The sequence below is a fragment of the Arachnia propionica genome, assembly GCF_037055325.1.
Classification (GTDB): domain Bacteria; phylum Actinomycetota; class Actinomycetes; order Propionibacteriales; family Propionibacteriaceae; genus Arachnia.
Genome location: NZ_CP146373.1, coordinates 2801671 through 2813063 on the forward strand (window position 1 = coordinate 2801671; position 11393 = coordinate 2813063).

Sequence of the window (11393 nt, forward strand, 5' to 3'; positions counted from 1 at the left end):
GACCCGGCTCACCCAGCTTCCGGACTCGATGAACCGGTGGTGGAGTAGACATTGGGACATGATCAGTGGAAAGTACGGTCGTCGCGCCCTGCTGTTCGGTGTCGGAACAACAGCCGGGGCGCTCGTTCTCGGCACCCGAGACCAGGACATCGCCACGGCCTCCCCGCCATCGTCCACCCCCAGCGCGTCCGGTCCCCTCTCGCCGACCCCCACGTCCCACATCCCCTCGGAGGCCACAGCCAAGACCGATCCCTTCCGACCGGTGTACCACTACACCCCCGCCAGCGGGAACCTAGCCGACCCCAACGGCTTGATCTTCCACCAGGGCGAATACCACCTGTTCCATCAGCAGGACGGCACCTGGGCGCACGCCGTCAGCCCCGACATGGTGCGCTGGGAACGTCTGGGCACCGCCCTCGAACACGACGCCCTCGGCCTGGCGATGTCCGGCAGCTGCGTCGACGACGGCGCCAACACCTCCGGCCTGGTTCCGGGCGGCGGAATGGTCGCGATCTACACCTCCACCGAAGGTGGGGAGGCACAGTCCTTGGCGTACAGCACCGATCGCGGTCGCTCCTGGAAACGCCACGACGGCAACCCCGTCATCCCCAACGAGGGCCGCAAGGACTTCCGCGACCCGAAGGTTTTCTGGCACGAACCGACCAAGTCGTGGGTGATGGTGGTCTCCCTCGGCGACCGCATCGCCATATACCGTTCCGGCGACCTGCGGTCCTGGACGCACGCCAGCGACTTCGGGGAGGGAAAAGGTTCCCACGCCGCGGTGTGGGAATGCCCCGACCTGTTCCCCCTCGACGACGTCTCCACCGGCCAGACCCGGTGGGTGCTGACGATGTCAATCGGCGACAACAACGAAACCCACGGTTCGACCGCCCAGTACTTCATCGGCGATTTCGACGGCTCCACGTTTTTCCCCGAGGATGACCGGATCCGCTTCACCGACGCCGGTCAGGACTTCTACGCTGCCCAGACCTTCGAAAAGGTCGAGGGGCGCCGCATCTGGCTGGGGTGGATGGGCAACTGGGCCTACCCCTACTCGATGCCCACCGAGGGTTGGAAGAACCAGATGAGCATTCCCCGCGAACTGACGCTGACCACCCGGGACGGGGTACGGCTTCTGCGGCAGCAACCGGTGAAGGAACTGGATGCGCTGCGAGGCCGGGCAGCAGACATCGGCGGGCTATCCGCCACGGACACGACCACCGGGCTGGGGACAGGTCGGGTCGTCGAACTGGATCTGACGCTCGACGTCTCCAAGGCCAGCGATGCGTGGCTGAGCCTGTGCCGCGGCCAGATCGACGGCACACTCCAGGAGGTTCGGGTGGGTGTCATGCCCACCGAGGGCATCTTCTACCTCGACCGCACCGCCGGTGGCCTGGAAACAGTGCCGGGACGCGACGGCGGGACGGCACAATTCGCCCTGCGACGTGAGGTCGCCTACCGTCCCGTCAACGGCACGGTGCGACTGCACGTCTACGTCGATCACTCCAGCGTGGAGGTCTTCGTCGACGACGGCGCCCCTGTGGGATCACTGCTGGTGTTCGCCGATCCCCGGGCCCAGGAACTCGCCCTGGGTGCGAAGGGCACCGCGACGGTTGTTTCGGGAGCCGTGACCCCGTTGTCACTCTGACATGTGCCGAAGGGGCGGCCGGGATCCTGGCAGAGGGATCCCGGCCGCTTCCGGTTGCTCGTGGTCCTGTCGCAACGGCGCCAGAACCGAGGGATCGGAAGGGTTCCGTGGTCGGACGATGCCGAGAGCCACCACGGAACCCTTCACGCTCAGGCCACGAGCTTCCGGTTCCTGAGCCGCAGCACGACGTCGGCGGCCTTGGCCACCTGTTTGCTGTGCGTGACGACGATGACGCACTTGCCTTTGTCGTGTGCGGCGGTCTTGAGGATGTCGATGATGTCGCTGGCGGTGTCCTCGTCGAGGTTGCCCGTCGGTTCGTCGGCGAGGATCACGGGGGCGTCGGAGACCAGTGCCCGACCGATCGCAACCCGCTGCTGCTGCCCGCCCGAGAGTTTCATGACGTTACGGTTGATTTCCTCCTTCTCCAACCCCATCTTCTCCAACACCCGGGCATCTGCCCGGTGATTCACCAGGCGAAGGTTTTCCAGCGGGGTCAGGTAGTCGATCAGGTTGTAGTTCTGGAACACCAGCGACACGTTGCGTTTGCGGTGTTTGGGAAGTCCCTCCTCCGAGATGTCCTTTCCGTTGCAAAAGATCTTCCCACTGGTGGGAACATCCAGCCCGGCGAGCAATCCGAGCAGCGTCGACTTGCCCGCCCCGGAACCACCAAGAATCGCGTAGAACTTTCCCTCCTCGAATTCGAGGGTGACGTTTTCAAGGAGTTTTCGCGCCATTTTATCGTAGGCGTAGTTGACCTTTTCCAGCGCAAGAACGCTCATCTGTGATTTCCTAACTCATCTTGGAGAGAATCTGCTTCGGCGTGAGCCGCAGCATCGGGATCATTGCGACCACCGCCGACACCAGGACGACGGCGTAGCCGAGCAGCCAGGCGCGTCCGAGGTCGAGCGCCGAGGCGGCGGCGAAACTGGGGGGCGGGACGTTGACGCCGGCCTGGCCGTCACCCGTGCCCGCTGCCTGCCCGACGACGAAATCGCCGAGGATGCGGGAAACCTGCCCGGAGGCGAGGGCCGCCAGGCCACCCGCGGCGAGCGCGATCATGGTCAGTTCGATCAGGAACTGCGCGAGCAGGCTCTTCTTGGCCGTACCCACCGACAGCAGGATCCCGATCTCGTACACCCGTCCCCGCACCCAGAACACCAGCACGAACACCAGGATTGCGACGCTCGCGAGGCTCACCCCCGCCAGCATCAGGTTGAGCAACCCCTCGACGGTGGCGATCCCGGAGAGCACCCCCGCGAAGGTTTTGGCGTTGTCCTCCACCTGGAAGGTGTCCCAGGGCAGCGACAGCGCCTTGACCCGGGCGATCGTCGCTCCCAGCTCGTCGGCACTCGCGACCAGGTACTGGGCCTCGGTGAGTCCCTGCCCGGCGGCGAGTTCCCCGCTGGAGGCCAGGTCGGTGTAGAAAGTGTTTTCCGCCATCTCCGAGGGCAGCGACGCCTTCCCGCTGGTCCCGGTGAACAGGCCGACAATGGTCACCGTCACGGATTTTCCGTCACGGTTCAGCGTGACCCGGTCCCCCACCTTCAGGCCGTTCTTCGCCGCCAGTTCCTGATGCATGATCGCCGAGTTCTGGTCGCCCTCGGCGATATGGCGTCCCTCGACGAGGGTGTACTGCTTGGCGGCGAAACCCTGGACCAGGTCGCTGCGGGTCACTCCCGTGACGCCCGCCTCGGGTGCCACATCACCGGAGAGCTCCACCCCGCTGGCGGGCATCTCGACGAGCGTGAGGGCCGACGGCGTGGCGGTGAGAGCTCGGACGTAGTTGTGGCCGGTGACCCCCTGCACTCCGCTGACGGATTGTGCGTCGGTGAGGCTCAGTTCCCCGGTTCCGGGATGAATCACGAACCCGGCTGGCACCCCACGGCTGACGCTCTCCCGGAGGGCCTGCATGGAGCCGCGGACGCTGGCCTCCGCCACCAGGGCGGTGAAGATCACCGTCATGATAAGCAGCAGCACCACGCTCTTTCCGATACGCCTGCTGACCGACAGCCAGGCGCGTTTCAACAATGACATCGCAGGCACCTCAGGACAGCTGGGTGAGCAGGGCCTTGGGCTTGGCGCGCAGCGTCGGGATGGAAGCGATCAGCACCGCGACACACACCAGGGCCAAGGAAATTCCGCACACCAGGGCCCACTGTCCGGTGTCCAGCATCACCTGGACGTGGTCGAGGGTCTTGCCGGACAGGGCTGATTCGTTGTCGGAGCCGAGGCCGCTGCCACCGAGCTGCGAGGCCATCTCCTTCGACGTCGCCTTCGCGGCCTGGGAAACCAGCTGGTTGCCGATGAACTGGGCCGCCCCCTGGGCCGCGAACCACGCCGCACCGAAGGCCGGGATTGCTATCAGCACGAGCTCCAGGATGTGCTGGGCCACGATTCCGGGTTTGGACGTGCCCACCGCCAGCAGGATGCCGGTTTCGCGTCGCCTTTCCCGGGCCCACAGCCACAGCACCAGGGAGATCACCACCACGCCGAAGATGACCGTGGCCACGACCATCGTGTCGACAAGTTTGTAAATGCTCTTCACCGTGCCGGTGACGCCGGCAAGGATCTGGTTGGTCTTGGTGAGCTGGAAGTTCTTCCAATCGACCCCCAACTGACCGGCCTGTTTCATCACATCGTCGAGTGTGTTGGCGGATTCCACAAAGAAGGTGGCGTCCGTGTAGATCTCCTCACCCTTCTCGAACTTGGCGAGCTGTTTTGTGGTGGTCACGTCGGTGTAGACGGAGTTCTGCACCAGCTCGACGCGAGTCTGAGCGGGTTTGATGTTCTCCCCCGAGAAGAGACCGACGATCTCGACCTCCACCTCCTCGGTGGATTTTTTCACGTTGTCGGCATCCTCCGGGTTGGCCTTCAGCTTGAGTTTGTCGCCGATCTTCAGGCCATTCGCCTTGGCGAGATCCTCGTGAATGATTGCCTTGTTGACGTCGGATTCGTTGATGTGACGTCCCTGGCTCAGTTTCAGGCTGCCGGAACGGAAGTTCACGTCCAGTTCGGTGTTGTTCTCCCCATAGCCGCCCACCAGGTTCCCGAATAGTTTTTCCTTCTGGGCGTCGTAGTCGCGCTGGGAATTGGGCAGTTTCAGCGGCTTCGCCCCCACCAGGTCGGCGGTCAACGACATACGACGGAGGTGATCGCTCACCCCGGACACGCCCTTGACGGCGTCGATGTCGGTTTCCTTGACGACACCACCACCCCGGGGAGTCCCGGGATTGTTCTTCCGGTTGTTCTCGAGGGTAAAACCGGCCTTCAGCTGCTGACCGACCTGCGACGCCGCCGCGTCCGTCGAGCCTTTCACCGCGACCATGCTCAGCATGACCGTCGACAAACACAGCAGAATTCCGAACATTATCAATGTCTTCAGTTTTTTGCGCACCACGAAGCGCCACGCACAGGTCAGGGCCCGCATATTCTTTTCTCTCTCGCTCACTCCTCGGGTCGTGCGCTCAGAACGTCCTGAGCGCACGACCGCCATCAGCCGCACAGGTCGGCTCCATTAGATTCCAGATCCGCATGCTTTTCCTCCGCGACCATTCGTCGGATGTGTGACTCCGGATCTCCTCGGGTGTATTCGCTTCCCGACACGAAGCCGGGGAGTTTCCCGTCGGACCCACTGATCCGGTCATCCCGGTGGTTTGGAATCGCTCACGATCTGGCTGGGAGCCTAGCACCGCTCCAGATATCCGGCAGGAAAGGAAAAGCCCTTGCCGAATTGTCTTCTACAACCCAGGTCTTGGGTCAGAAAACCCGAAAAATCAGGGCGCATCGACCCACCGGGAACCACCATCAGGCCGACGCCCCCACCCCGGATGGGACCACGGTAGGAGTCATCCCTCAGAACCGGGCCGAGAGGCCGATCCACCGCGACCAGCGGTCGGAGAAAAACAGTCACGAAACCCACGAGGCTTCACACCGCGAGCCGGTGGATTCGGACCACGAGCAGCTCGGCTCAACCAGCTGTGAGGAGGGGCCTCACATGCGCTCGGGGGCCTCGATTCCGAGGAGGTGGAGGCCCTGGGCGAGGACCTCGCGGGTGGCAGCCGCCAACGCCAGGCGCGAGGAGCGCACCTCTCCCTCGGAACGTAGCACCGGACAGGCCTCGTAGAAGGCCGAGAAAGCACCGGCCAGTTCGTAGAGGTACCCGCACAGTTTGTGGGGGGTCAGTGCCTGGGCCACCTCGTCGACGACCTCACCGAAGCGGCTCAACACCAGCGCGAGGGTGTGCTCGGCAGGATCCTCCAGCACCACGACCGCCCCCCAGCCGATGTTCTCGGCCTCGGCCCTGCGCAGAATCTGGCAGATCCTGGCGTGCGCGTACTGCAGGTACGGCCCGGTGTCGCCGGTGGTCTGCACCATCCGTTCGGCGTCGAAAACGTAGTCCTTGTGGATCGCGCCCGACAGGTCGGCGTACTTGATGGCCGCCAGGGCGATCTCGGGTGAGGCCTCCTGCTCCGCCAGGTCGAGCAGGCTCGTCAGCGACACCGTTCCGCCGTCGCGGGTCTTGAACGGGCGCGAATCGGGACCGAGCACCATGCCGTAGCCGACGTGCTGGGCCTCGACGTCGTCGGGCAGATAACCGGCCTTCCGGGCGGCCTCGAAGAGTTCCTGGAAGTGCTGCGACTGGCGCACGTCGGTGACGTAGATGATCCGGTCGGCCTTCAACTCGCGGACCCGGTGCCGGATGGCTGCCATGTCGGTGGTGTCGTAGCCGTAGCCACCATCCGATTTGCGGATGATCAGCGGCGCATCGAAACCGTCGACCCATAGCACCAGCGCCCCGTCGTCGACGACGGCGACGCCGCGCTCGGCCAGGTCGGCGGCCACCTCCGGCAGGGCGTCGTTGTAGGTCGACTCGCCCGCCAGGTCGGCGTCGGTCAGCAGCACCCCGAGGCGTTGATAGGCGGCGTTGAACCCGGCGAGGGAGACCGCGATCAGCTGCCGCCAGATCGCCAGGGTCTCCTCGTCGCCGCCCTGCAGTTTCACCACACGCGCGCGGGCGCGGGTGGCGAATTCGGGGTCCTCGTCGAAGTGTTTCTTGGAGTTCTTGTAGAGCTGCTCTGCGCCGGCGAGGTCGAGTGTGGTGACGTCGATTCCTGCCTCGAGGATGTGTTCGACCAGCATCCCGAACTGGGTGCCCCAGTCACCGATGTGGTTCTGCGGGATCACCTCGTGCCCCAGGGCGGTGAGGATGCGGTTGAAGCAGTCGCCGATGATGGTGGTGCGCAGGTGCCCGACGTGCATCTGTTTGGCGACGTTGGGCGCCGAGTAGTCGATGACGACCCGCTGCGGATGCGAGGTGCGACTCAGCCCGTGATGCGGATCCTCGAGCACGGCGGTGGCGGCTTGGGCGAGAACGTCGGCGCGAATGCGGAAGTTGATGAATCCCGGCCCGGCAATCTCCAGAGGCTCGCACAGATCGGAGACGTCGAGCCGGGCGACGATGTCCGCCGCGACCTCCCGGGGGGGTCGTTTCTGCTCCTTGGCGAGGCGCAGCGCCACGTTGGACTGGAAATGCCCGAACTGGGGTTTCGTGGCCGGCCTCATCTCCGGATCCACCCCCGTGACGGCGCGCAGACGGGCATCGAGCAGGGCAGGCAGCGATTGCATGAGGGACATTCTCTCACCCTTCGCCGAGGATGGTGATGCTCCTTTCCATCAGGGTGTTCAATGGGGGTCATGACAAGTGCTCCGCTCACCACACTGAACGACGGCCAGTCCATCCCCCAGCTCGGCCTGGGAGTCTGGCAGATGACCGACGACGAGGCCACCGCCGCCGTCAGCCACGCCCTGGAAGCGGGGTACAGGCACATCGACACCGCTGCGATCTACCGCAACGAGGTGGGTGTGGGACGCGCGATAGCTGCATCCTCGCTGCCGCGTGACGAGATCTTCGTCACCACGAAGCTGTGGAACAAGGCCCAGGGCCGCGACTCCGCCCGGCCCGCTCTGGAAAAGAGCCTCGAGAAACTCGGCCTCGACCACGTCGATCTGTACCTGATCCACTGGCCCTGCCCCGCACGTGGAACGTACGTGGAAAGCTGGGAGCAGCTCATCGACTTCCGTTCCGAAGGCCTGGTCCGTTCCATCGGGGTGTGCAACTTCCTGCCCGAGCATCTTGACACCATCGTCGACGAGACCGGCATCACCCCGGTCGTGAACCAGATCGAACTGCACCCCACCTTCCAGCCCGACGATCTGATCAATCACTGCTCGGACCTGCGGGTCGTCGTGGAGAGCTGGTCGCCGCTGGGGCAGGCCGCCGACCTGGAGCATCCCGTCGTCGTCCGCATCGCCGAACGGCTCGGCGCCACCCCGGCGCAGGTCATCATCCGCTGGCACCTGGACCGCGGTTTCGTCGTGATCCCGAAGTCGAAGACCCCCGAACGGATCGAATCGAACTTCGCGGCCCTCGGGATGAAACTCTCGGCAGAGGACCGGGCGGCCATCGACGCGCTCAACGCGGGCAACCGCATCGGCCCCGATCCCGCCACCCTCGAGATGGTCTGAGAGGCCGCTCCCGACCCGACAGCGCACGTCCCCGGACCCCCTCGTTACGGCTGCGACACGGATCACTCGTTCCTCGCGTCCCCGGCTCCCCCGGAAACCGTGAGAATCCCACGCGCTACCCTTCAGCGCATGCGGATTGCAGTGATCGGTTGTGGCTATCTCGGGGCGGTGCACGCGGCCTGCATGGCGGAGATCGGCCACGACGTCGTGGGACTCGACGTGGACGAGGACAGGGTTTCCCAGCTGGCGCAGGGCAAGGCCCCGTTCCACGAGCCCGGTTTCCCCGAGATCCTGGCGCGAACAGTCGCATCCGGTCGAGTGGATTTCACCACCGACCCGCGACGCCTCTCCAATGCCGACCTGGTCTTCATCGGAGTCGGCACCCCGCAGCTGTCGGGCAGGTTGGGCGCGGACCTCAGCCAGATCGACGCAGCCATCGACACCATCATCGAGCACCTTGCCCCCAGACCCGGCACTCCGGCGCTGGTGGTGGGCAAGTCGACGGTTCCGGTCGGCACCGCGCAGCGGCTCGCCGAGCGGCTGGAGGCCAGTGGTAAAAATGTGCTGCTGGCGTGGAACCCGGAGTTCCTGCGCGAGGGCCACGCCGTCGCCGACACCCTCCATCCCGACCGCATCGTCTACGGCCTTCCCGAGGACCGCGCAGCAGGAGAATGCGCCAAGGCAATCCTCGATGCCTGCTACGCGCCCATGCTGGCCGAGAACATCCCCCTGGTGGTGGCGAACCTTCCCACCGCCGAACTGGTGAAGGTGGCCGCCAACGCCTTCCTCGCGACGAAAATCTCCTTCATCAACGCCATGGCGGAGCTGTGCGACGCGACCGGCGGTGACGTCACCCGACTGGCCGAGGCCATCGGCCACGACGACCGGATCGGGGGCAAGTTCCTCCAGGCAGGCATTGGTTTCGGTGGCGGTTGCCTGCCGAAGGACCTGCGGGCCTTCATGGCGCGCGCCGGGGAACTCGGCATCGACCAGGCCCTCACCTTCCTGCGCGAGGTGGACGCCATCAACCTGCGCCGCCGCGACCACGCCGTCACGCTCACCGAAAAAGCGGTCTCGGGGCGGCTGGCGGGCCGGAAGGTGGCGGTGCTCGGGATCACCTTCAAACCCGACACCGACGACCTGCGCGACTCCCCCGCCCTCGACATCACCTCCCGGCTGTGGGCGCGCGGCGCGGACGTGCGGGTCGTGGACCCGGCAGCCGGCACCGAACTGCGCCGTCGCCAACCCGAAATGCGGGTCTGTGACACCGTCGAAGAGGCCCTGACAGGGGTTGATGCGGTACTTCTACTCACCCCATGGAAGGAATTCCTCGGACTGGATCCAGTGGAACTGAGAAGAATCGTTGCCTCACCCGCCATCATCGACGGTCGGAATGTGCTCGACCCCAAAGTGTGGCAGGAATCCGGTTGGAGATATTACGGAATGGGCCGAGGAGTCTCGATCTGGTAACCGTTCTGGAGGTTTCTTGCCATCCGAACGGCCATATCTGAAGGTTTCGGTGCGTCCCGACTTGACATCACCCCAAGATCGGTCAAAGTATGTTTGCGTACTCAAATTTCTTAAGGAGACACAATGACCAAGCGTGAACTGATCCAGGCCATAGCGGCCAAGGCCGGGCTCACCAACGCACAGGCCGAGGCCGCGCTCGATGCCTTCGGTGCCGTTATCACCGAGGCACTCGTCGCCGACAAGAAGATCCAGCTTCCCGGTGTTTTCACCGCTTCCACCGCACAGCGCGCCGAGCGCGAGGGACGCAACCCCTCCACCGGCAAGGCCATGACCATTCCGGCCCGCCGCGTCGCGAAGTTCACTCCGGCCAGCGCCCTGAAGAACGCTCTGTGAGTTTTCTTCACGCGAACTACTGAAGTGCCCCACCCACAGGTGGGGCACTTCTTTTTCGCCCCACACCGCAATAATGATTCCCTCAGGATTCAACGTCTCGAACTGGTCCGTGAAACCCCTGTTCTTTTCACGATTCCCCCGCCGTCGCACGAAATTCCCGACGGCGTCGACGAAGCCTGAGAAGTCCGAATGCCATATCCCAGACGTCCGATGTCCTGATCCGGGTTCTACCACTTGCATGGCCGCTGTGAAGAACAACAGGAACCTCAATGACACGTGTGCGGTCAAGCTGCGCCAGGTAGACGATCTCCGTGCTCGTCAGATAGCCGTGTTCCCGGAGAGAAGGAATGCGTCGCTGCAACCATTCCCTGTCCACGAAAAGAGTTCCCTGACAGTCCGCCACGCTCATGCCGAGGATCACCCGGCGCAGGAATCGGTACCCCCACGACATGACGGTGCGTGGGATCGACCGGGGAACCACACTGGCCGGGTGGGCCTTCGAGCCGATCACCAGGGCCGTTGGGCTGCCGATCGACTCCCAGGAACGGATGTCCGTGACGCCGAAGGGGAGGTCGTCGGCGGTGAGAAGAACCACGTCCCCTCTCGCTCCCGAAGCCCCCGTGAGATATGCGGCGCCGAGCCCCACCTCGGATCGAACCGCCCGGACGGGAAAACTCCAGGACCCCTGGGCGAGCTCCTCGGCGATCTCCCAGGTGTTGTCGGAGGACCCGTTCTCCACGATGATGACCTCGACATCGTCACGACCCAATTCCCGCGTCAATTGCTGCAGCGTCTCTCGCAGGCGCGGACCGCTGTTGTGCGCAGGCACCACGATGGACAATCCCGGTACGTCACTCATCCGCCGTGACCTCCGCCGGAGCCTGTGCTTCCTCCGCGGACGGACGTTTCGCATACACCCAGCCCTTGTAGGCGAAATAATTCCACACGGTGGTGCTGGCGGTGGCGATGAGCTGGGAGGAACCCAGTCCTAGGCCGAACTGGTCGTGACACACGGTCACGATGAACGCCACGACCACGGAATTGAACGCAACAAGGGCCGAATAACGAAACAACGACGCACGCACCGAAGCCTCGGAACGGAAAGCGAACAGGCGCTGCAGGGAATAGGTGAAGAAGAAGGAAGCCCAGAAGGCCAGCAGTGCGGAGAGGCTCGTGGGAATCCCCACGACCTCACGAAAGATGTTCAGAAGTAGAACGTTGAAGGCAAAAGCCAGGCCGCCGGCCACCAGATAGCGCAACGCGCTACTGTGCAGGAGCTTGGAGATACTCAAATCATTCCTTCGCCACAACCCTTAATCCGCTCCTCTGAATGGAGCGGTGACCAAGTGTATCCCAG

Annotated in this window: 10 protein-coding genes; 4 read left to right on the top strand and 6 right to left on the bottom strand. The window is 64.3% G+C overall.

The window, feature by feature from the left end; all coding sequences use genetic code 11:
* Positions 1-58: 58 nt before the first annotated feature.
* Positions 59-1648 carry a glycoside hydrolase family 32 protein gene (locus tag V7R84_RS13025; protein ID WP_338569754.1) on the top strand — a complete coding sequence of 530 codons (1590 nt, stop codon included), beginning with the start codon at positions 59-61 and terminating at the stop codon, positions 1646-1648.
* 149 nt (positions 1649-1797) lie between these two features.
* On the opposite strand, the gene V7R84_RS13030 is transcribed toward V7R84_RS13025, so the two are convergent.
* The 4 genes from V7R84_RS13030 to argS all read right to left on the bottom strand — a co-directional run bounded on the left by V7R84_RS13030 (position 1798) and on the right by argS (position 7273).
* The gene (locus V7R84_RS13030) at positions 1798-2427 is read right to left on the bottom strand and encodes an ABC transporter ATP-binding protein (RefSeq protein WP_338569755.1); all 630 of its coding nucleotides are present in this window, start codon (positions 2425-2427) and stop codon (positions 1798-1800) included.
* 10 nt (positions 2428-2437) lie between these two features.
* Entirely contained in the window at positions 2438-3682 is a 1245-nt protein-coding gene (locus V7R84_RS13035; RefSeq protein ID WP_338569756.1) for an ABC transporter permease, read from the bottom strand.
* A gap of 10 nt (positions 3683-3692) precedes the next feature.
* On the bottom strand, positions 3693-5096 hold the full coding sequence (locus V7R84_RS13040; RefSeq protein ID WP_338569758.1) for an ABC transporter permease: 1404 nt from the start codon (positions 5094-5096) through the stop codon (positions 3693-3695).
* Between the two features lie 542 nt (positions 5097-5638).
* Entirely contained in the window at positions 5639-7273 is a 1635-nt protein-coding gene (gene argS / locus V7R84_RS13045) for an arginine--tRNA ligase (protein ID WP_338569760.1), read from the bottom strand.
* A gap of 69 nt (positions 7274-7342) precedes the next feature.
* Here argS and V7R84_RS13050 point away from each other — a divergent pair, with 69 nt between their 5' ends.
* The 3 genes from V7R84_RS13050 to V7R84_RS13060 all read left to right on the top strand — a co-directional run bounded on the left by V7R84_RS13050 (position 7343) and on the right by V7R84_RS13060 (position 10036).
* Positions 7343-8173, top strand: coding sequence for an aldo/keto reductase (locus tag V7R84_RS13050; RefSeq protein ID WP_338569761.1), 831 nt, complete (start codon positions 7343-7345; stop codon positions 8171-8173).
* A 129-nt stretch (positions 8174-8302) separates the two neighbouring features.
* A complete protein-coding gene (locus V7R84_RS13055) occupies positions 8303-9643 on the top strand; it encodes a UDP-glucose/GDP-mannose dehydrogenase family protein (protein WP_338569762.1) in 1341 nt (446 codons plus the stop codon).
* A 123-nt stretch (positions 9644-9766) separates the two neighbouring features.
* Positions 9767-10036, top strand: coding sequence for an HU family DNA-binding protein (locus V7R84_RS13060; RefSeq protein ID WP_338569764.1), 270 nt, complete (start codon positions 9767-9769; stop codon positions 10034-10036).
* 127 nt (positions 10037-10163) lie between these two features.
* Here V7R84_RS13060 and V7R84_RS13065 read toward each other — a convergent pair whose 3' ends face one another.
* Together V7R84_RS13065 and V7R84_RS13070 are read right to left on the bottom strand one after the other, a co-directional pair.
* Positions 10164-10895, bottom strand: coding sequence for a glycosyltransferase family 2 protein (locus tag V7R84_RS13065; RefSeq protein ID WP_338569766.1), 732 nt, complete (start codon positions 10893-10895; stop codon positions 10164-10166).
* On the bottom strand, positions 10888-11328 hold the full coding sequence (locus V7R84_RS13070) for a GtrA family protein (RefSeq protein ID WP_338569768.1): 441 nt from the start codon (positions 11326-11328) through the stop codon (positions 10888-10890). Before V7R84_RS13070 ends, V7R84_RS13065 begins: the two co-directional genes overlap by 8 nt.
* Between the last annotated feature and the right edge of the window lie 65 nt (positions 11329-11393).

What these genes read in the sequence shown, in the direction of transcription:
- V7R84_RS13025 (WP_338569754.1), top strand. Translation starts at nt 59, where the DNA reads ATGATCAGTGGAAAGTACGGTCGTCGCGCCCTGCTGTTCGGTGTCGGA.
- V7R84_RS13030 (WP_338569755.1), bottom strand. Translation starts at nt 2,427, where the DNA reads ATGAGCGTTCTTGCGCTGGAAAAGGTCAACTACGCCTACGATAAAATG.
- V7R84_RS13035 (WP_338569756.1), bottom strand. Translation starts at nt 3,682, where the DNA reads ATGTCATTGTTGAAACGCGCCTGGCTGTCGGTCAGCAGGCGTATCGGA.
- argS (WP_338569760.1), bottom strand. Translation starts at nt 7,273, where the DNA reads ATGCAATCGCTGCCTGCCCTGCTCGATGCCCGTCTGCGCGCCGTCACG.
- V7R84_RS13050 (WP_338569761.1), top strand. Translation starts at nt 7,343, where the DNA reads ATGACAAGTGCTCCGCTCACCACACTGAACGACGGCCAGTCCATCCCC.
- V7R84_RS13055 (WP_338569762.1), top strand. Translation starts at nt 8,303, where the DNA reads ATGCGGATTGCAGTGATCGGTTGTGGCTATCTCGGGGCGGTGCACGCG.
- V7R84_RS13060 (WP_338569764.1), top strand. Translation starts at nt 9,767, where the DNA reads ATGACCAAGCGTGAACTGATCCAGGCCATAGCGGCCAAGGCCGGGCTC.
- V7R84_RS13065 (WP_338569766.1), bottom strand. Translation starts at nt 10,895, where the DNA reads ATGAGTGACGTACCGGGATTGTCCATCGTGGTGCCTGCGCACAACAGC.